The sequence below is a fragment of the Hydrogenophaga sp. L310 genome (assembly GCF_055703065.1).
On sequence record NZ_JBVPZA010000001.1, the window covers coordinates 364,929 to 384,160 of the forward strand.

A 19,232-nucleotide genomic window follows, 5' to 3' on the forward strand; every position below is an offset into this window, starting at 1 on the left:
CAAGGCGGACAACATTCTCAGTTCTTGCGCGCTTTCTTCTTGCTCGCCGTGCGCGTGGGTTTGATGGCGGCTTTTTGGGTGCTGCGTTTGACGCTCTGACCCTTGGCCTTCGTGCTTTTCCTGGTGATTTTCTTGCCGCTTTTCGCTGCGACCGCGCTGGAGCGCTGGGTCTGGACCAGTGACAGGCGCTGGCCGACCCTGAGTTTGGAACTGACCCGCAGCCTGTTCCAGCTCGCAAGGTTCGACGCACTCACGCCATGGCGGGCCGCCAGGCTGCCGAGGGTGTCTCCCCTGCGGACGATCACGGTGCCACGGCGCACGATGATTTCCGGTTGCAGGCTGAGGCTGGCGTTGTCGGCGACGAATTCGCTCACGTCGCGGTTGTGCTGGTCGCTGCGCGGCACCAGCAGGCTGGAGCCTGCACGCACCTGCATGCGCGGCGGGATGTTGTTGACTCGCAGCAACTCGGACTCGCTCATGCCCACGCGGCTGGCGGCTTGTGCGGCCGTCATGGTGTTCGGCACGACCCAGGCCGTCCAGCTCGCGAGCGGGCCCTTGTGGTCGGCCAGCCGGCGTTCGAAGATGTTGGCGTTGTCCCAGGGCAGCAGGATGTAAGGCGTGCCGGCCGCCATCACGATGGGTTGCGTGATCGAGGGGTTCAGGGCCCGGAAATCCTTCTCGCTCACATCCGCCAGGCTGGCGATGAGCGCCACATCGATGTCGCGCGACAGGGTCAGGGTGTCGAAGAAGGGGTGGTTGCCGATCCGTGGCAACTGCGCATTGAAGGCCTCGGGCCGGGCCAGGATGTTCTTGACGGCTTGCAGCTTGGGCACGTACATGCGTGTTTCCAGCGGCATGTCGATGTCGGTGTAGCCGGTGGGCCGGCCTTCGCGCTGGTTGCGCGTGATGGCGCGGTTGACGTTGCCCTGGCCCCAGTTGTAGGCGGCCAGCGCGAGGTGCCAGTCGCCAAAGCGGCGGTGCAATTGCTCCAGGTAGTCGAGTGCGGCGCGGGTAGAGGCCAGTACGTCTCGGCGGTCATCGCGGAATGCGTTTTGCTTCAGGTCGAACGACTGACCGGTGGCGGGCATGAACTGCCACATGCCGGCCGCGCGAGCGCTGGACACGGCCTGCGGGTTGAACGCGCTCTCGATGAAGGGCAGCAGTGCCAGCTCCATCGGCAGGTTGCGGCGTTCGACTTCTTCGACGATGTGGAACAGGTAGCGGTTCGACCGCTCGGTCATGCGCTGCATGTAGTCGGGACGGCTGGCATACCACTGCTCGCGGTCGCGGACCAGATCGTTCTGCAGATCCGCCATGGCAAAGCCGCGGCGGATGCGTTCCCAGATGTCTTCCGGCGCAGAAAGCGTCACGACCGGTGGCAAGCTGGCCTGTTCGGAGACGATGGCGCTCAGCGGTGGGTGGGCTGCCTGGGGCACGCCGGGTGCCGTGGACCGGGTCTCACCCGGGGAGGCGGCGGTGGTCTGGCGCGGCGCTGACACACCGGCACAACCGGCCATCAGCAGGGTCAGGCCCAAGGCCCAGAACAGACCACCCGGACGGACGCGCGACGGCGTCACTGGCTGATGGTTACAGAGGGGATCACGGGGCGGAGGCAGAACGGTCTGGGCTGAGGCGAGTGTCATTTGAAGTTGTTTTTCCATTCCCTGAGCGTGGCCAGCACGCTCACGGCATCGGAGACTGCGCCAGGTGCATGTGCGCCGGCCGCATCGGCGACCGCGGGCACATGGGTGCGCAGGAAGGGGTTGATCTGCTTTTCCAGCGTGATGGAGCTGGGCAGCGTGGGAAGGTTCCCGGCGCGCAGTTGGGAGCAATGGGCAGCGTGCTGCGCGAGTTCGGCATTGCCGGGCTCGACGGCCAGGGCAAAACGCAGGTTGGACAGGGTGTATTCGTGCGTGCAGCAGACCCGGGTGGCGCCGGGCAGCTGGGCCAGGCGGGTCAGTGAGTCCAGCATCTGCGCCGGTGTGCCCTCGAACAGCCGGCCACAGCCGGCCGAAAACAGGGTGTCGCCGCAGAAGAGCAGGGGCTTGCCATCCACGTCGGGGCAGAAATAGGCGATGTGTCCCGCGGTGTGGCCCGGCACCTCGATCACCGTCCAGTCAAGGTCCAGCGCACTCACGGTATCGGTGGCACCGACGCGCAGCAGGGGCTCGGGCATGGGTTCGCTTGCGGGGCCGATGACGCGTGCACCGGTGGCCTCGCGCAGCGCAGCCACGCCGCCGGTGTGGTCGGCGTGGTGGTGGGTGATCAGGATGGTTTCGAGGGTGAGCCGGTGCTCGGCCAGCCAGGCCAGCACCCCGACGGACTCGCCGGGATCGACAACCAGCGCCCGCTGCCCGTCGTGCAACACCCAGATGTAGTTGTCGCTGAACGCGGGTAGGGGAAAAAGTGTCATGCGCGGAGCCCGGTGTGAATGCGGGGTTGGCGTGTAGAGTACGCGGAAAAGCCGGGTTTGGGGGTGCCGGACTTGCGCCGGCTCCGTCTTTTCATCTCACACCATGTATCCGCCCATTATAAGTTTGACCGACTGGTTTCAGACCGCTCCCGGGCGCTACTTGCTGGACTGGGAGCAGCGGCAGTTTGACCTGGCCGTGAGCGATCTGTTTGGTTACAACGCGCTGCAGCTGGGACTGCCCGAGCTGCGTGCCCTCGACGCGAACCGCATGCCGCACCGCTGGCTGGCCTTGCCCGAAGAGATGCTCGTTGCTCCGCTGGACGAGCGGCTGTTCACCGGGGAGGGCGGACGCACGGTGGACCTGGATGCTCCGCAGTCCCCATCCGGGGACCGTGGCGACCGGGTCTCGACCTGGCCGGCCCCGGGCGAGTCGCCGCGGGTGGCGCTGGTGACCAACGCGGCTGCGCTGCCGTTTCCGCCAGCGAGTCTGGACCTGGTGGTGCTGCCGCACACGCTGGAGCTCAGCGCCGACCCCCACCATGTGTTGCGCGAGGTGGAGCGCGTGCTCGTGCCCGAGGGCCGGGTGGTGATCTCGGGCTTCAATCCGGCCAGTCTCTGGGGCCTGCGCCAGGGGCGCGCCCGCCTGGCGGGGCGGCTGGGTTTGCATGGGCTGGGTTTGTCAAGCCTGTACCTGCCCGAGGCCGGTGAATTCATCGGCCCGCGCCGGTTGCGCGACTGGCTGCGGCTGCTGAGTTTTGAAGTAGAGTCGGAGCGCTTTGGCTGTTACCGGCCCGCGGTGCGGACCGAAAAGTGGCTCAACCACAGCGCCTGGATGGACCGGGCCGGCCCACGCTGGTGGCCGATCTTCGGCGCGGTCTATTTTCAGGTGGCGGTCAAGCGTGTGCAGGGTGTGCGCCTGCTGGGCCCGGCGTGGAAGCCGCGGCGGGCTGTGGCTGCGGCGCCCGTGTCGGTGGCCAACCGGCATTGATGTGAAACACCCCCCGCGCCGCTTCGCGTCACCCCCCTCCAGGGGAGGGGGGCGGCACTGGCCGTCTGGCAAAGCCAGCCCGGCGGTGCCCCTGGGGTGGCGCTGTTTTGTTTTTCTGGAGAAGCTGATTTGAATCACGTGGTGATCTACACCGATGGCGCCTGCAAGGGCAACCCGGGCCCGGGCGGCTGGGGCGTTTACCTCAAGGCCGGCGGCCACGAAAAAGAGCTCTGGGGTGGCGAACGCGAAACCACCAACAACCGGATGGAACTCACGGCCGTGATCGAAGCACTGACCGCGCTCAAGCGCCCCTGCAAGGTGTCGCTCTACCTGGACAGCGAATACGTCCGCAAAGGCATCACCGAGTGGATCCATGGCTGGAAGTCCAAGGGCTGGAAGACGGCGGCCAGACAGCCGGTCAAGAATGCCGACCTCTGGCAGAAGCTCGATGCCCTCGTGCACGGCGGGGTGCACCAGATCGAATGGCATTGGGTCAGAGGCCATGCCGGCGACCCCGGTAATGAAAAGGCCGATGCATTGGCCAACCGGGGCGTGCCGGGCTGAGCCGCCAAGCCGCCGGCTGGCCGGGCGATTGAACTTATGCGCTCGTGGGTGTCTATGCACTGATACATTGCAAAATGTTGTGACACTTGGCGCTATCCCCCTGCACCTGATCGAAACATGGCAAAAAAGACCCTTTATGTGGTGATCGCTGCGGCCGGCCTCGGGCTGGCCTCGGCGGGTGCCTGGTGGCTCCAGAACCGGACGCCCAACCCGGCGGCGGCTGCGGGTGGCACCCCGGGGGGCAGCGCCACTGCTTCCGCAGGACGACCGGCTGCAGGCACGCCCGGTGTCGAGGTGGCGCAGGTCAAATCGCTCTCCTTGCGGGACGACGCTCAGGCTGTGGGCACCCTGCGCTCGCGCCAGAGCGTCACGCTGCGGCCCGAGGTCAGCGGCCGCATCTCTCAGATCGCCTTTGCCGACGGCGCCCGGGTCAGGCGTGGCCAGTTGCTGGTGCAGCTGGACGACGTGTTGCAGAGGGCAGAACTCAGCCAGGCGCAGGCCCAGCTCTCCATCGCGCGCGCCAACCTCAAGCGCAACGAAGAACTGGTGGCGCAGGCATTTGTGGCCCAGCGCGTGCTGGACGAAAGCCGCGCGGCGCTGCAGGTGGCCGAAGCGCAGGTGGCGCTGGCGCAGGCGCGCCTCTCGCGCATGCGCCTCACCGCGCCGTTCGACGGCACCGTGGGGCTGCGCGTGGTTCACCTGGGCGACTACGTCAAGGACGGCGCGGACCTCGTGAACCTGGAAGACACCTCGCAGCTCACGGTGGACTTCCGTCTGCCCGAGCGCTTCCAGACCCGCATCGCCGCCGGCCAGGCGGTGGAGGTGGAACTGGACGCATTGCCCGGCAAACGCTTCAGCGCGAAGGTGCAGGCGGTTGATCCGCTGCTGGACGCCAACGGCCGTTCGATCGCCGTGCGCGCCGTGCTGCCGCCCGCGCCCGGGGGCGAGTTGCGCCCCGGCATGTTCGCCCGCGTGACCACCGTGTTCTCCACCAACGCCGCTGCGCTGGTGGTGCCCGAAGAAGCCATCGTGCCGCAGGCTGGCAAACAGTTTGTTTTCCGGTTGCTGAAAGAAGGCGAGGGCGACGGCGCCAAGCTGGTGTCGCGCCGCACCGAGGTGCAGCTCGGCGTGCGCCGGGGCGCACAGGTGCAGATCACGCAGGGCCTGGCCGAGGGCGACACGGTGGTGGTGGCCGGCCAGCAGCGGCTGCAGAAAGACGGCACGGCCGTGCGCGTGGTGGAGATGAGCCGTCCCCCAGGCGCCCCGGTCCCCGGACCCCAGGGCGCACCCGCTGGCACCCCGCCGGCGAGTGGCGGCTGATCCCGCAGGAGGCGCACCATGCAACTGCCTGAAGTCGCGATCCGCCGCCCCGTTTTCGCCAGCGTGCTGTCGATGCTGATCCTGCTGATCGGGCTGGTGGCCTTCAGCGGCCTCACGGTGCGCGAGTACCCCAAGATCGACGAGCCCACCGTCACGGTCAGCACCACGTTCACCGGCGCTTCCAGCGAGGTGGTGGAGTCGCAGGTCAGCAAACCGCTGGAAGATTCCATCGCCGGCATCGAAGGCGTGGACGTGATCACCTCCATCAGCCGGCAGGAACGCAGCCAGATCACGGTGCGATTCAACCTGGCGCGCGACCCCGACTCGGCCGCCGCCGACGTGCGCGACAAGGTCAGCCGGGTGCGCCAGCGCCTGCCGCAGGGCATTGACGAGCCGGTGATCGCCAAGGTCGAGGCCGATGCCTTCCCGGTGATGTGGATCTCGCTCAATTCCGACACGCACAACGCGCTGCAGCTTTCCGACCTGGCCAACCGCATTGCCAAACCGGTGCTGCAGACCGCCGCCGGCGCGGCCGAGGTGCGCATCTACGGTGAGCGACGGTATTCGATGCGCGTCTGGATCGACCCCGATCGCCTGGCCGCGTACAACCTGACGGTGCAGGACGTGGAAGACGCACTGCGCCGCTCCAACCTCGAAGTGCCCGCCGGGCGCATCGAGAGCAGCCAGCGCGAGTTCAACGTCACGGCCGCCACCGACCTGCAGACACCCGAGCAGTTCCGCGAGGTCACGCTGCGCACGGTCAACGGCCAGTCGATCCGGCTGGGCGATGTGGCGCGTGTGGTGCAGGGCCCGCAGGACGAGCGCAGTTCGGTGCGGCTGAACGGGCGCGACTCGGTGTCGCTGGGCGTGATCCGCCAGGCCACGGCGAATCCGCTGGAACTTGCGGCCGGTGTGCGCCAGTTGCTGGAGAAGGTCAAGACCGACCTGCCGCCGGGCATCAACGTCGAGATCGCCAACGACAACTCGGTCTTCATCGACCGTTCGATCAAGGCCGTCTACACCACCATCGCCGAGGCCGTGGTGCTGGTCGCGCTGGTCATCTTCGTCTTCCTGCGCACCATCCGCGCGTCCATCATCCCGCTGGTGACGATTCCGGTCAGCCTGATCGGCTCGTTTGCCCTCATGGGCCTGTTCGGCTTTTCCATCAACACGCTCACGCTGCTGGCGCTGGTGCTGGCCATCGGCCTGGTGGTGGACGATTCCATCGTGGTGCTGGAGAACATCTACCGGCACATCGAGGAAGGCATGAAGCCGTTTGAAGCGGCCATCAAAGGGGCGCGCGAGATCGGCTTCGCGGTGGTGGCCATGACGCTCACGCTCGCCGCCGTGTACGCGCCGCTGGCCTTCACGCCCGGGCGCACCGGGCGTCTGTTCGCCGAGTTCGCGCTCGCGCTGGCGGGTGCGGTGGTGGTGTCGGGCTTCGTGGCGCTCACGCTCTCGCCCATGATGAGCAGCAAGCTGCTGCGCCACAACCCCAACCCGGGCTGGTTCGACCGCGGCATGGAGCGTGTGCTCGTCGCCATCACACGCGGCTACAGCCGCCTGCTCGCCGGGGCGCTGCGCGTGCGCTGGCTGGTGGTGGGCGTGATGCTGGCGAGCGCTGCGGGCAGCTGGTGGCTGCTGCAGACCACCAAGCAGGAACTCGCGCCGCTGGAAGACCGCGGCGTGATCCTGGTCAACGTCAACGGCCCCGACGGCGCCACGCTGGCCTACACCCGGCGCTACGCCGAGGCGGTCGAACGCATCGGCGCGGATTACCCCGAGTTCGACCGCATCTTCAGCAACATCGGCAACCCCACGGTGGCGCAGGGCACGGTGTTCCTGCGTGCCAAACCCTGGGAAGAGCGCGAGCGCAGCACGCAGGAGATCGCGCGCGAAATCGCGCCGCGCATCGGCGCGCTGCCCGGCATCAGCGGCTTCCCCATCACGCCACCCTCGCTGGGTCAGGGCTTCCGCGAGCGGCCGATCAACTACGTGATCGTCACCAGCGACAGTTACCAGAACCTCTCACAAACCGTGCGCCGCTTCCAGGATCAGATGGCCAAACACCCGGGCTTCGTGCAGGTGGACACCGACCTGCGCCTGAACAAACCCGAGATCCGCATGGACGTGGACCGCGAGCGCGCTGCCGACATGGGTGTGAGCGTGGACGTCATCGCCCGCACCGTGGAAACCTTGCTGGGCGGGCGCGTGGTCACGCGCTACAAGCAGGGCGGCGAGCAGTACGACGTGGTGGTGCAGACCGACAGCGTCCAGCGCAGCGCGCCCGATGACATCGACAAGCTGTTCGTGCGCGGTCGCGGCGACGCCATGATCCCGCTCGCTTCGCTGGTGCAGTTGCGCGAGGTCGTGGTGCCGCGCGAACTCAACCACTTCGGCCAGCGGCGTAGCGCCTCCATCACGGCCAACCTCGCACCCGAGCTGGCGCTGGGCGAGGCTCTCCAGATCATGAACGGGATCGCGGCCGAGGTGCTGCCGCCCGGCTACACCACCGACCTCAACGGGCAGAGCCGCGAATTCCGCAGCTCATCGGGTTCACTGGCGATCGTGTTCGCGCTGTCGCTGCTGTTCATTTACCTGGTGCTGGCGGCGCAGTTCGAGAGCTTTGTCGACCCGCTCATCATCATGCTCAGCGTGCCGCTGTCCATGCTGGGCGCGCTGCTGGCGCTCAAGCTCAGTGGCGGCACGCTCAACGTGTTCAGTCAGATCGGGCTCATCACGCTGGTGGGCCTGATCACCAAACACGGCATCCTGATCGTGGAGTTCGCCAACCAGCTGCGCGAGAAGGGCAAAGACAAGCTCGAAGCGGTCAAAGAATCCGCCGCGCTGCGCCTGCGCCCCATCCTCATGACCACTGGCGCCATGGTGCTCGGCGCCATGCCGCTGGCGCTGGCCACCGGGGCCGGTGCCGAGAGCCGTCAGCAGATCGGCTGGGTGATCGTGGGCGGCATGAGCCTGGGCACGCTGCTCACGCTGTTTGTGGTGCCCACCATGTACACCTTGCTGGCGCGCACGCGGCATGGTTCGCGGGTGCTGCCTAAGGATGTGCCGGGCCACGGAGAACCCGAGTCCGAAGACATCCTGGTGGCGAAGTGATGGCCGATCCGGAGCCACCGATGGGCCTGGACTGCACCTTGCCGCAGGCCGGGCGCCTGCCCTACACCGACGAGAACTTCCGGGCGGCCAAGGTCTTTGTGTTCGGTAAGTGGTGTGAAGAAGCCGTCGGGCAGCCGGACCAGGTCCCGCTGGACCTCTCGGGCGCCTGCAAGTACGGGTCGCTCTTCATGCAGCGCGTTTTCGGCGGCGCCATCCGGGGGCACTATGAACACCAGTACAACTTCATCGACGGGCAACGGGTGGATCTGAGTCATGAAGCCCGGGATGTCGCCTGCATGCGCCACCCTTACCTGCACGAACCGGCGTACTTTCAGGTGCCCGAGCTGCAGGCCTCGCTGGCGAGTTGCCTGCCCCGTGCCCAGCGCTGGGCCGACGAGTTTCTGGCCCAGCAGTCCGCGGCGGTTGCGCGAGAGCCGGACACCCCATAAGCGGGACGCTCACCCTGCGCGCAGAGGTCGCTTGGCCCAGGCTTGATCCGTGGCCGGGCGGGCCGCATCAAGCGCTCAGATCACGCCGTCGAACATCATCACATCCACCTCGTCGCCCGCGACCACGTTGCCCTGGCCGTGGTGCAGCACGATGAGGCCGTTGGCTTCGACCATGGAACGCAGCACGCCTGAGCCCTGGTTGCCGGTGGTGCGCACCTGCAACGATCCGTCGGCACCGCGGCTGACGATGCCGCGCTGGTATTCGGTGCGGCCCGGTTTCTTGCGCAGGGCCTCGGCGCTGTGCGCCTTGAGCAGCACCGGCTCGCTGGCGGTGCTGCCCATCAGGCGCTGCAGGGCGGGACGCACAAAGGCGAGGAAGGTGACCATCACCGCCACCGGGTTGCCAGGCAGGCCGAAGAGGACGGCACTCTTGCTGTTTTCCGTGATCCGGCCGACGGCCATCGGCCGCCCGGGCCGCATCGCGATGCGCCAGAAGGCCACGTCGCCAAGCTGCTTCATCATGGCCTTGGTGTGGTCGGCTTCGCCCATGCTCACGCCGCCGCTGGTGATGATGGCGTCGGCCTCGCGCGCGGCCTGGCGGAAGGCGGCTTCGAGGGCGGCGGGTTCGTCCTTGATCACGCCCATGTCGATCACCTCCACACCCATGCGCGTGAGCAGGCCGAAGACGGTGTAGCGGTTGCTGTCGTACACCGCGCCTTCGCGCAGCGGTTCGCCCTGGCTGAGGATTTCGTCGCCGGTGGAGAAGTAGGCCACCTTGATCCGTCGATACACCGCCACACCGGGCAGGCCGAGGCTGGCAATCAGGCCGAGCGCAGCGGGGCCGAGTGTCTGGCCGCGGCGCAGCGCGGGCTGGCCGGCCATGAGGTCTTCGCCGAGCAGGCGGCGGTTGTCACCGGCGCTCACCACGCCGGAGGGGATCTCCACGCGGTCATCCTGCGCCTTCACAAACTCCAGCGGCACCACGGTGTCCAGCTCGGGCGGCATGATCGCGCCGGTCATGATCTTCAGGCATTCACCCGCCGCCACCGTGCCCTGCCAGGCCTTGCCGGCGAAGGCGGTGCCGACCACGCGCAGCGACAGCGGCTGCCCCGGCTGGAGCTGCGAGCTGTGAAATCCAAAACCATCCATGGCCGAGTTGTCGTGCGGTGGCACGCTGATGGGCGAGATCACGTCCTGTGCGAGCACGCGGCCGAGCGCCTCAAACACGCCCACCGTTTCGGTTTCTGTGACGGGCTCGACCAGGTGGGCCAGGAACTGGTTGACGCGCTCGGCGCTCAGGGCCTGCGGGTCGTAGCCCTGCAGCTCGGCTGCGATCTGTTCTATCGTTTTCATCGATCAGGGTTCAGCTGTTTTCCAGCGCGTGCAGTTCAGCGAGGGTGTTGGCGTTGCAGAAGGCGCGCGGATCGTCGCCCGGCTGGTCAAAGGTCACCACCACGGTGCGGTGCTGGTCGGTCCAGCGGTCGATCTTGCGGCCGCCCGCCTGGGTGAAGGCCACGAGGCTTTCCAGCAGGCTCACGCGCATCAGGCAAAAGACCGGCTGGGTGCGGATCTGACCGTCTTCTTCGCGGGCAGCGGCCATGGCGATCTCGGTCGAGTCGTCTTCAAAGGCCTGCGCCAGGCGTTGAGCGAGGTCGAGCGGGAACAGCGGCGTGTCGCAGGGGGCCGTCAGCAGGTAAGGCGTTTCGCAGCGCTCCAGCCCGGTCATGAAGCCCGCCAGCGGCCCGGCGTAGTCGCTCAGCGTGTCGGGCCAGACCGGCGCACCAAACGCCTCGTAGGCAGCGAGGTTTCGGTTGGCGTTGATCATCAGGTCGCCGATCAGGCCACCGGCCTGCATCTGCAGCCGCAACACGGTGTGCAGCGCCAGCGGCGTGCCGTTGAAATTCTGCAGGCCTTTGTCCACGCCCCCCATGCGGGAGCCGCGGCCCCCGGCGAGCACGAGGGCGGTGATTTCGTTTGGTTGGATCACAAAAAAGTCCGATCAGAGAAGTGTCTCTTCCAGCACACGCCGTGGAACCGGCTTTGCCGGGCCACCAGCGTGGCCCCCCTTGAGGGGGGAGGCGCGAAGCGGCGCAGGGGGTGCCTCATCTACCCGCCGATGTAACTCATCTCCACCCGCCGGCCACCGCCCGACTCATCGGGCGGCAGGCTGGCGCGCAGTTCGGAGTAGCGGTCGCTGCGGCCCTGCCAGATGGCGGCGATGGCGCTGGCGAGTTGTTCGTCAGACGCACCACCCCGCACCAGCGGCTTGAGATCGTGGCCCTGGTTGGCGAACAGGCACAGGTAGAGCTTGCCTTCGGTGGACAGGCGGGCGCGGTTGCAGTCGCTGCAAAAGGCCTGCGTGACGCTGCTGATCACGCCGATTTCACCCGCCCGCACATCGTGCTGGCCGTTCGCATCGGCATAGCCCCAGCGCTCGGCGGTCTCACCCGGCGCCGACGGTTCCAGCTGCACCAGCGGCAACTCGCGGTGGAGCATCTGCACCACCTCGGCGCTCGGCATCACTTCGTCCATGCGCCAGCCGTTGGTGGCGCCGACGTCCATGAATTCGATGAAGCGCAGCACGATGCCGGTGCCTTTGAAATGGCGCGCCATGGGCAGGATCTCATGCTCGTTGGTGCCGCGCTTGACCACCATGTTGACCTTGATCGGGCCCAGGCCCGCGGCCTGCGCGGCTTCGATGCCACGCAGCACGTCGGCCACCGGAAAGTCGACGTCGTTCATGGCACGGAAAACGGTGTCGTCCAGACCGTCCAGGCTGACCGTGACGCGCTGCAGCCCGGCGTCTTTGAGGGCCTGCGCCTTGCGTTCCAGCAGCGACCCGTTGGTGGTGAGCGTGATGTCCAATGGCCGGCCCTCGACCGTGCGCAGCGCGGCGAGCTGCGCGATGAGGATTTCGAGGTTCTTGCGCAGCAGCGGCTCGCCGCCGGTGAGGCGGATTTTCTGCACGCCGTGGGCCACGAACTGGCGCGCCACGCGCGTGATTTCTTCAAAACTCAGCAGCGCGCTGTGCGGCAGGTAGGGGTAGTCCTTGTCGAAGACTTCCTTGGGCATGCAGTAGCTGCAACGGAAGTTGCAGCGGTCGGTGACGCTGATGCGCAGATCCCGCAGGGGGCGACCCAGGGTATCGCCGAGCAGGCCCGTGGCGGGAATGGCCTTTGACGGGACCGCCGCTGACAGCGTGGACATGCGGTGATCGACCAGGGGAATGACGCGTTCGGACATGCACTGATTATGGTGGACGCCGCGCGGGCGCTGGTGCTCAAGCCTTGCCGAAGCGGGGTTAAACCCGAGGCGCCTGTGGGCTCAGGCGGTACCGACGCGGGTGAAGAGGGCGGCGTTGTCGCGCAGCCAGTTTCCGGAGAGATCGCTGCTTTGTTGACTGGGGTGGAAATCGCACCGGAAATACGCCCACCAGGGGCTGAAGCTCCGGCGCAGCAGACCTTCGCGACCGAGCATGTGGCGCCCCGCGCTGCGCCAGGTGCTCCAGCGCCAGAGCGTGCCGTCGTGCCGAAGGTTGTTGGCGGTCTGCCGCAGGGTGTCGGTCAGGAAAATGAGGGTGATGCGCCGCATCCATTTCACCCGCCAGGCGTGGCTGCCACCCAGCGCCTGGTAGAGGTCGAAGGCGGTGCATTTGTGTTCGGCTTCCTCGGCGCTGTGCCAGAGCCACAAGGCCTTGAGGCGGGGTTCGCAGCCATCCAGCAGGTGGTGGTGCGACAGCATCCATTCGGCGAAAAGGGCGGTGAAGTGTTCGTTGGCCGCGGTGATGGCGAGGCCATGGCGCGGGTCGGTGCCTTCGACCAGCCGCAGGCGCTCGCGCGCGCGCGGCTCCCAGTCGTTGACCAGACCGTGGCGTTCGATCTGCGTATTGAAGTGCGCGTGGATGCGGCGGTGCGTGGCTTCCTGGCCAATGAACCCTTTGACCTCGCTTTGGAAACGGTCGTGTTTTTCCGGCGCCAGCGCCTGCAGACCGTTGCGTACCGAGTCAATGAAGAACTGTTCGCCGACCGGGAAACTCATGGACAAGGCGTTGAACCAGGCGGTCAGGAACGCATCGCCGCCACACCAGTGGCGGGCCACGGGTTGTTCCAGATCGATCAGCAGGCGGCGGACAATCAGCTCGGTCATGGGTGGTCACGGGGTGACGGTACCTTTGGGTACCAAGGGTTTCAATGCTGCCTGTCAGGGTGCGTGCTGTCAAGCGGGAATCCGGGGAGAGAAGGGCAGGGCCTTGTCAGCCGCTGGACAAGTGGTGGGCCTAAGATGCCGTGCATGAAAGCGCCCATCATGGAAACCAGCGACACCACCATCGAGCAGCACGAACACCGGTCGCGCTTGCTCGAAGGGATGGCGAGCGTGTCTGCCAGCAAGGGTTTTGCCGCCGCGACCATTGCCGACATCGTGCGCGAAGCAGGGGTCTCCAAACGCACGTTCTACGAACATTTCGACGGCAAGGAAAGCTGCTTCCTGGCGCTGTACCGGCTCACCAGCGTATCGGCCCTGCGCACGCTGCGCGAAGCGGTCCAGCCCGATCGCCCCTGGCAGGACCAGGTGGAGCATGCGCTGGAGGCCTATTTCTCGCATCTGGCGGCGGGACCGGGGCTGGTCGGGACGCTGTTTGTACAGATCCACCACCTGGGTCCCGAAGGGCTCCGGGTCCGCCGCGAGGTGATGACGCAGTTTGCCGACTTTGTGCTGGAAACGGTCAACGGTGGGCCTGGTTCTGGCGGGGCACGGGTGAGCCCGGTGCTGACGCCCACGATGGCTCTCGCCGCGGTGGGGGGCATCAATGAACTGGTGATGCTGGCCATCGAGCGTGGGGAGGTCGACCGCCTTCAGCAACTGACACCCAGTGCGAGTGCGGTGGTGCGCCTGCTCACCCGGGCTGACGCAACATAGCTGTCGATGCAAAGTCCCGAAAACAACAAGGCCCGCCGAAGCGGGCCTTGAAGACTGTGATCAACCTCGCGGGTCAGGCCGCCATCGGCAGCAGCGGCACGATCAGCAGTGCCACGATGTTGATGATCTTGATCAGCGGGTTCACGGCCGGGCCGGCGGTGTCCTTGTAGGGGTCGCCCACGGTGTCTCCGGTCACGGCCGCCTTGTGGGCTTCACTGCCCTTGCCACCGTGGTGGCCGTCTTCGATGTACTTCTTGGCGTTGTCCCAGGCGCCGCCGCCGGTGCACATGGAGATGGCCACGAACAGGCCGGTCACGATGGTGCCCATGAGCAGACCGCCCAGGGCCTGGGGACCGAGGAACACGCCCACCAGAATCGGCGCCACCACCGGCAGCAGCGAGGGAATCACCATTTCCTTGATGGCCGCGGTGGTCAGCATGTCGACCGCGCGGCCGTACTCGGGTTTGGCCGTGCCTTCCATGATGCCGGGGATCTCCTTGAACTGGCGGCGCACCTCGACCACCACCGCACCGGCGGCGCGGCCCACCGCCTCCATGGCCATGGCACCGAAGAGGTAGGGGATCATGCCGCCAATGAACAGGCCGACGATCACCATCGGGTTGCTCAGGTCGAAGCTGATCTGGTGGCCGTAGGTTTCCAGCTTGTGGGTGTAGTCGGCAAACAGCACCAGCGCGGCCAGACCGGCCGAGCCGATGGCGTAGCCCTTGGTCACGGCCTTGGTGGTGTTGCCCACCGCGTCCAGCGGGTCGGTCACGTCGCGCACGCTGCTGGGCAGCTCGGCCATCTCGGCGATGCCGCCAGCGTTGTCGGTGATGGGGCCGTAGGCGTCGAGTGCGACCACGATGCCGGCCATGCTCAGCATGGAAGTTGCGGCGATGGCGATGCCGTACAACCCGGCCAGCGTGTAGGCCGCGATGATGGCGATACAGACACAAAGCACCGGCCAGGCGGTGGAGCGCATGGACACGCCCAGACCCGCAATGATGTTGGTGCCGTGGCCGGTGGTGGAGGCCTGGGCGATGTGTTTGACCGGTGAATACTGGGTGCCGGTGTAGAACTCGGTGATCCAGACCAGGGCCGCGGTCAGGATCAGGCCGACCGCGCAGGCGCCCCACAGGCGCAGCTGGCTGCCGCTGGTGCTGATGGCGTCGTCCGGCATGATCCAGGCGGTCACGAAGTAAAAGGCGATCAGCGAGAGCACACCGGCGATCGCCAGGCCCTTGTACAGCGCAGGCATCACGTTTTTCATTCCCGGGCTGGCCTTCACGAAGAAGCAGCCGATGATGGACGCGATGATCGACACGCCACCGAGTACCAGGGGGTAGAGCACGGCCTGCATCGGAGCCACCGTCACCATCAGGGCGCCGAGCACCATGGTGGCGATCAGCGTCACCGCGTAGGTCTCGAACAGGTCGGCCGCCATGCCGGCGCAGTCGCCGACGTTGTCGCCCACGTTGTCGGCGATCACGGCCGGGTTGCGCGGGTCGTCTTCGGGAATGCCGGCTTCGACCTTGCCCACCAGGTCGGCGCCGACGTCAGCGCCCTTGGTGAAAATGCCGCCGCCCAGGCGGGCAAAAATCGAGATCAGCGACGAGCCGAAGGCGAAGCCGATCAGCGGGTTCAGCAGATTGGCCAGGTTCTTGTCGGGCGCCAGGTTGCCGTTGCCGACCAGGAACCAGAAGAAGCCGGCCACGCCCAGCAGACCCAGGCCCACCACCAGCATGCCGGTGATGGCACCGCCGCGGAAGGCCACGTCCAGCGCCGGGCCGATGCCCCGGGTGGCGGCCTGTGCCGTGCGCACGTTGGCCTTCACCGAGACGTTCATGCCGATGAAGCCACAGGCCCCCGAAAGCACCGCGCCGAGCACGAAGCCGATGGCGGTCGTGGTGTCGAGGAAGACACCGATGAGGATGGTCAGCACCACGCCCACGATGGCGATGGTCTTGTACTGTCGGGCGAGGTAGGCGGCAGCGCCGGTCTGGATGGCCCCGGCGATTTCCTGCATGCGGGCGTTGCCCGCGTCCTGAGAAAGAATCCAGCTTCGGGACCAGAAACCGTATGCCACGGCCACGAGTCCACACACCAGCGCAAAGATCAGCGCAGATTGTCCAACCATAGATTACTCCTGCTCATTCGTTTTGACTTGGAGGGGGCAACGCTTTGAGGGTGGCCCCCGCTGCGTTGCTTCCTCGTGTCCTTGTGCTACAGGTGGTGCAGCACGGCAGGGCGATTGGCCAACGGCTGGAATTTAGCGGGAATTGCTTCATTTGGGAAATGATATGGATCAGGAAGTAAGGCTGGGATCAGTAAAATCAGGGTAAATCCTGCCCATGCGCGCACCGTTTGCGCCCATCCGTTCAGGTTCCGTGCGCCATGCCTGTGCACACGTGGCCGCTTCCGATTCATCAACTCTCAGAAAACCCCATGTCTCTCGACAACGTCACCCCTGGCAAGAATGTTCCCGAGTCGTTCAACGTGATCATCGAGATCCCGATGAACGCCGACCCGATCAAGTACGAAGTGGACAAGGAAACCGGCGCGATCTTCGTGGACCGTTTCATGAGCACCGCGATGCACTACCCGACCAACTACGGTTATGTGCCCAAGACCCTGTCGGGCGACGGCGACCCGGTGGACGTGCTGGTGATCACGCCTGTGCCACTGATCCCCGGCGTGGTGGTGCCATGCCGCGCGATCGGCATCCTGAAGATGCAGGACGAAGCCGGTGAAGACGGCAAGGTGCTGGCGGTGCCGATCGACAAGATCCTGTCGATCTACACCCAGTGGCAAAAGCCCGAAGATCTGAACCCGATGCGCCTGAACACGATCCAGCACTTCTTTGAGCACTACAAAGACCTGGAGCCGGGCAAGTGGGTCAAGATCCTGGGCTGGGAAGGCAAAGACGCCGCCCACAAGGAGATCATGGACGGCATTGCTGCCTACAACGCCACCCAGGCCTGATCCCGTTGAAGACCCCGCCGCGAGGCGGTGTCTCCGAAAAAAAGCCTGCCAGAGCAATCTGGCAGGCTTTTTTGTGGGTTCGTGGTGGTGGGCGATCAGGACTGCGCCGCGTCGATGTCGCCGCGGTACTCGATCTTGCCGCGCACGCGGGCACGCGGGTGCATGTCGATCAGTTCGTCATAGCTGGCGTCGCCGATCAGCGTGGCCGAGCCGGTGATCTCCAGCGCCTTGCGCGCGATCACGGTGCCAATGACCTTGCCTTCGATGAACACGTAGTCCGCTTCCAGGCGCGTGTTTTCGATCACTCCCGTGGCGCCCACATGCAGCGTGCCGCCGGTTTCGAAGGTGATGTTGCCCTTGAGCTGGCCATCGACCTTGATGCCCTGGTCGCGCGTGGTGTGGAAGTTGCCGTCGAACACGGCGCCTTCGGCGATCAGACTGGTGATGGCCGAGAGGCGTTCGGCCGGAACGAGGCGGGTGGAAGCGGGATTGTTGTTCATGGGGTCAGGGCTCCTTGCTGTGCAACCAGTTTTCGGGTTTCAGATGGGGTTGGGTCGGGTTGGGCGTGTCGGGCTCGGCGGACACGGTGGTGGCGAGCTTGCTGCTGCTGGCCGGGGCTGCCCAGCGTGATTCGAAACGCAGGGCCACTGGCACGGGCAGTTCTTCGCCCTCCGGGCTGAACAGGACGGCTTCTGGTCCGGCAGATGACGGAGGCGGCGTCGTCGCGGGTAGGGGCGCGGACTCGTGCGCAGGTGGGGCGGCCGGTGGCGGGCTGGCAGCGGGTTTCTGGAAGATGGTCCGGGGATCCAGCGGCTTCCCCATGTCCGGCAGCACCCCCAGCCAGAGCCAGGCGCCCAGGCCGAAGACCAGCAGAGCCGGCATCAGGTAACGCACAGTCACCCAGACCAGCCAGCGCAGCCACACGCGACGGCGCGCGACCCAGCGATCGCGCCGCCAGCTCGCCTGCAACACCGCGCGGCGCAAGGCCTCGGCGTCCGGTACGGGCGCGGTTTGCGGAATCAGGCGGATTTGTGGAGGTCGGCGCCACAGCATGGAAAACCGTCAGGCCCCCGGCTTCTGGATCGCCACACGCTCCAGCGTGGCATTGAGGTCGGCGCCGTTGACCTGGATGCGCCCATAGCGCACCAGACCGTGCACGCTGGCGGTGTCGTGCAGGGCCACTTCACCCTGACCGGAGTCCAGGATGCCATCGGTGTGGCCCATGACCGATATTTTCTGTGCGGTGATGTCGCCCTTGACGCGACCGGTTTCGGTCACGACGACCGCCACCGCGGCATCGGGGGCCTGCGTCAGGTTGCCTTCCACCAGACCGGCCACGCTGCAGGGGCCGCGCAGCAGTGCGTTGCCCACAAAGTGCATGCCTTCGGCCACCATGCTGCGCGCCGGGTTTGTTTCAAAGGCCTCACCAGCAACACCCGGCAGGGACATGGGCTGCAGCAAGGGCAGGTGGCTGGGCTGGCTCGGTGGCATGGCGTTGCCGACGTCCACTTCCAGCGTCTGGCCACTGTCCACGGGGCCGTTGCCGGGTTCGTCGTAGCCCTGGCTGGCATCGGGTGTCTGGTGGTTGTCGTTCATGTGGTTGTTTTCCATGTCTTGTTCCAGATGGCGGTCGGGGTTCTGATAACGATGGGCTTTCAGGGGCGGCATGGTGGCGGACTCGGGCGGTTCAACGGGGGTCGGTGAGCACATCGTGCAGCACCGGCAGGTTGTCGCCGAGTTTGAGCGTCTTGAACGGCCCCTGCAAGTCAGCGCCTTCATAGAGCTGCAGGCGTCTGGCCAGCAGCGTGCCCGTGGACACGGCGGTCTTGGACACATAGGCCATGCCAGTGCATTCCAGGCTGGTGTCTTGTGGGCTGGCACCGGTGTCACCCAGTTGTCCGAACAGGTAGAGATCACCGAGCACCTTCACACGCCCACGCACCACGCCCCCGGCCCAGACGATCAGCCGGCCATTGATCCGGATATGGCCCGAAATTTCACCCTGCACCAGCAGGCCGCCTTCGAACTGGAGTTCGCCGCTGAGCTGGCTCCCCGCCGCCACGCGGCTGACCACGTTCATCGCGATCGGATCGAGGGTGAGGGTGTCTTGCGGGGTCTTCAGCTCCATGGCGTGACTCCCCAGAAAACGAGGGAGCCCGCCAACGACAGCAGGCCAAGAACTCCGATCCACAAGGCGTGGCGTTCCAGTTGGCGCCGCAGCCGGCCGGGCCGCGAACGGGATTGACCCACCGGATCGCAGGCATGGCTGAGCACGATCCAATCCTGCCAGACGCGGGTCAGGCGGCTTTCGCCGGTGGTCGGGTTGATTTCAAGACCCTGACTCTCACCAGCCACCGGCTGAATACGACGGCCGAGCAGGACCGTGAAGGGCGCGCCCACAATGGTCTGGGTGAAAAAGGCGTCGGCTTCGTCCATGCGGGGTGAGATTAAAAGTTGTGTAACTAAATGCTGCAAACGACGG

The 19,232-nt window shown here is 66.3% G+C and carries 19 protein-coding genes; 7 read left to right on the plus strand and 12 right to left on the minus strand.

The window, feature by feature from the left end; translation table 11 throughout:
- Positions 1 to 17 precede the first annotated feature (17 nt).
- Together AC0GNO_RS01765 and gloB are read right to left on the minus strand one after the other, a co-directional pair.
- Positions 18 to 1,517: a transglycosylase SLT domain-containing protein gene (locus AC0GNO_RS01765; protein WP_472902982.1), complete on the minus strand. Its 1,500-nt coding sequence runs from the start codon at positions 1,515 to 1,517 to the stop codon at positions 18 to 20.
- A gap of 122 nt (positions 1,518 to 1,639) precedes the next feature.
- The gene (gloB, locus tag AC0GNO_RS01770; protein WP_472887290.1) at positions 1,640 to 2,413 is read right to left on the minus strand and encodes a hydroxyacylglutathione hydrolase; all 774 of its coding nucleotides are present in this window, start codon (positions 2,411 to 2,413) and stop codon (positions 1,640 to 1,642) included.
- 103 nt (positions 2,414 to 2,516) lie between these two features.
- Between gloB and AC0GNO_RS01775 the strand changes: the two genes are divergently transcribed.
- The 5 genes from AC0GNO_RS01775 to AC0GNO_RS01795 all read left to right on the plus strand — a co-directional run bounded on the left by AC0GNO_RS01775 (position 2,517) and on the right by AC0GNO_RS01795 (position 8,851).
- Positions 2,517 to 3,401 (plus strand): class I SAM-dependent methyltransferase, encoded by an 885-nt coding sequence (locus AC0GNO_RS01775; RefSeq protein ID WP_472902731.1) that lies wholly within the window; start codon positions 2,517 to 2,519, stop codon positions 3,399 to 3,401.
- A 129-nt stretch (positions 3,402 to 3,530) separates the two neighbouring features.
- On the plus strand, positions 3,531 to 3,965 hold the full coding sequence (gene rnhA, locus AC0GNO_RS01780) for a ribonuclease HI (RefSeq protein ID WP_472902732.1): 435 nt from the start codon (positions 3,531 to 3,533) through the stop codon (positions 3,963 to 3,965).
- A gap of 117 nt (positions 3,966 to 4,082) precedes the next feature.
- Positions 4,083 to 5,285: an efflux RND transporter periplasmic adaptor subunit gene (locus AC0GNO_RS01785; protein ID WP_472902733.1), complete on the plus strand. Its 1,203-nt coding sequence runs from the start codon at positions 4,083 to 4,085 to the stop codon at positions 5,283 to 5,285.
- A gap of 18 nt (positions 5,286 to 5,303) precedes the next feature.
- The gene (locus AC0GNO_RS01790) at positions 5,304 to 8,402 is read left to right on the plus strand and encodes an efflux RND transporter permease subunit (protein WP_472902734.1); all 3,099 of its coding nucleotides are present in this window, start codon (positions 5,304 to 5,306) and stop codon (positions 8,400 to 8,402) included.
- Positions 8,402 to 8,851, plus strand: coding sequence for a hypothetical protein (locus tag AC0GNO_RS01795; RefSeq protein WP_472902735.1), 450 nt, complete (start codon positions 8,402 to 8,404; stop codon positions 8,849 to 8,851). The genes AC0GNO_RS01790 and AC0GNO_RS01795 overlap by 1 nt, the downstream gene beginning before the upstream one ends.
- A 75-nt stretch (positions 8,852 to 8,926) precedes the next feature.
- Here the strand turns inward: AC0GNO_RS01795 and moeA are convergent, their stop codons facing one another.
- From moeA to AC0GNO_RS01815, 4 genes are all read right to left on the minus strand, one after another.
- Positions 8,927 to 10,204, minus strand: coding sequence for a molybdopterin molybdotransferase MoeA (moeA, locus tag AC0GNO_RS01800; RefSeq protein WP_472902736.1), 1,278 nt, complete (start codon positions 10,202 to 10,204; stop codon positions 8,927 to 8,929).
- A 10-nt stretch (positions 10,205 to 10,214) separates the two neighbouring features.
- Positions 10,215 to 10,838, minus strand: a complete 624-nt coding sequence (gene mobA, locus AC0GNO_RS01805) for a molybdenum cofactor guanylyltransferase MobA (RefSeq protein ID WP_472902737.1) — start codon at positions 10,836 to 10,838, stop codon at positions 10,215 to 10,217.
- Between the two features lie 119 nt (positions 10,839 to 10,957).
- Positions 10,958 to 12,094 (minus strand): GTP 3',8-cyclase MoaA, encoded by a 1,137-nt coding sequence (moaA, locus tag AC0GNO_RS01810; RefSeq protein WP_472902738.1) that lies wholly within the window; start codon positions 12,092 to 12,094, stop codon positions 10,958 to 10,960.
- 81 nt (positions 12,095 to 12,175) lie between these two features.
- Complete coding sequence (locus AC0GNO_RS01815; protein ID WP_472902739.1) at positions 12,176 to 12,997, minus strand: metal-dependent hydrolase; 822 nt, start codon at positions 12,995 to 12,997, stop codon at positions 12,176 to 12,178.
- Positions 12,998 to 13,141: 144 nt separating this feature from the next.
- On the opposite strand from AC0GNO_RS01815, the gene AC0GNO_RS01820 reads away from it, so the two are divergent.
- Complete coding sequence (locus tag AC0GNO_RS01820; protein WP_472902740.1) at positions 13,142 to 13,768, plus strand: TetR/AcrR family transcriptional regulator; 627 nt, start codon at positions 13,142 to 13,144, stop codon at positions 13,766 to 13,768.
- Positions 13,769 to 13,841: 73 nt separating this feature from the next.
- On the opposite strand, the gene AC0GNO_RS01825 is transcribed toward AC0GNO_RS01820, so the two are convergent.
- A complete protein-coding gene (locus tag AC0GNO_RS01825; RefSeq protein ID WP_472902741.1) occupies positions 13,842 to 15,905 on the minus strand; it encodes a sodium-translocating pyrophosphatase in 2,064 nt (687 codons plus the stop codon).
- Between the two features lie 308 nt (positions 15,906 to 16,213).
- Here AC0GNO_RS01825 and ppa point away from each other — a divergent pair, with 308 nt between their 5' ends.
- Positions 16,214 to 16,750 carry an inorganic diphosphatase gene (ppa, locus tag AC0GNO_RS01830; protein WP_472902742.1) on the plus strand — a complete coding sequence of 179 codons (537 nt, stop codon included), beginning with the start codon at positions 16,214 to 16,216 and terminating at the stop codon, positions 16,748 to 16,750.
- A gap of 95 nt (positions 16,751 to 16,845) precedes the next feature.
- Here the strand turns inward: ppa and AC0GNO_RS01835 are convergent, their stop codons facing one another.
- The 5 genes from AC0GNO_RS01835 to AC0GNO_RS01855 all read right to left on the minus strand — a co-directional run bounded on the left by AC0GNO_RS01835 (position 16,846) and on the right by AC0GNO_RS01855 (position 19,186).
- The gene (locus tag AC0GNO_RS01835; RefSeq protein WP_472887277.1) at positions 16,846 to 17,250 is read right to left on the minus strand and encodes a bactofilin family protein; all 405 of its coding nucleotides are present in this window, start codon (positions 17,248 to 17,250) and stop codon (positions 16,846 to 16,848) included.
- A gap of 4 nt (positions 17,251 to 17,254) precedes the next feature.
- Positions 17,255 to 17,803: a hypothetical protein gene (locus AC0GNO_RS01840; RefSeq protein WP_472902743.1), complete on the minus strand. Its 549-nt coding sequence runs from the start codon at positions 17,801 to 17,803 to the stop codon at positions 17,255 to 17,257.
- 9 nt (positions 17,804 to 17,812) lie between these two features.
- Positions 17,813 to 18,361 (minus strand): bactofilin family protein, encoded by a 549-nt coding sequence (locus AC0GNO_RS01845; RefSeq protein WP_472902744.1) that lies wholly within the window; start codon positions 18,359 to 18,361, stop codon positions 17,813 to 17,815.
- A 76-nt stretch (positions 18,362 to 18,437) separates the two neighbouring features.
- The gene (locus AC0GNO_RS01850; RefSeq protein ID WP_472887274.1) at positions 18,438 to 18,878 is read right to left on the minus strand and encodes a bactofilin family protein; all 441 of its coding nucleotides are present in this window, start codon (positions 18,876 to 18,878) and stop codon (positions 18,438 to 18,440) included.
- On the minus strand, positions 18,869 to 19,186 hold the full coding sequence (locus AC0GNO_RS01855; RefSeq protein ID WP_472902745.1) for a hypothetical protein: 318 nt from the start codon (positions 19,184 to 19,186) through the stop codon (positions 18,869 to 18,871). The genes AC0GNO_RS01850 and AC0GNO_RS01855 overlap by 10 nt, the downstream gene beginning before the upstream one ends.
- Positions 19,187 to 19,232 lie beyond the last annotated feature (46 nt).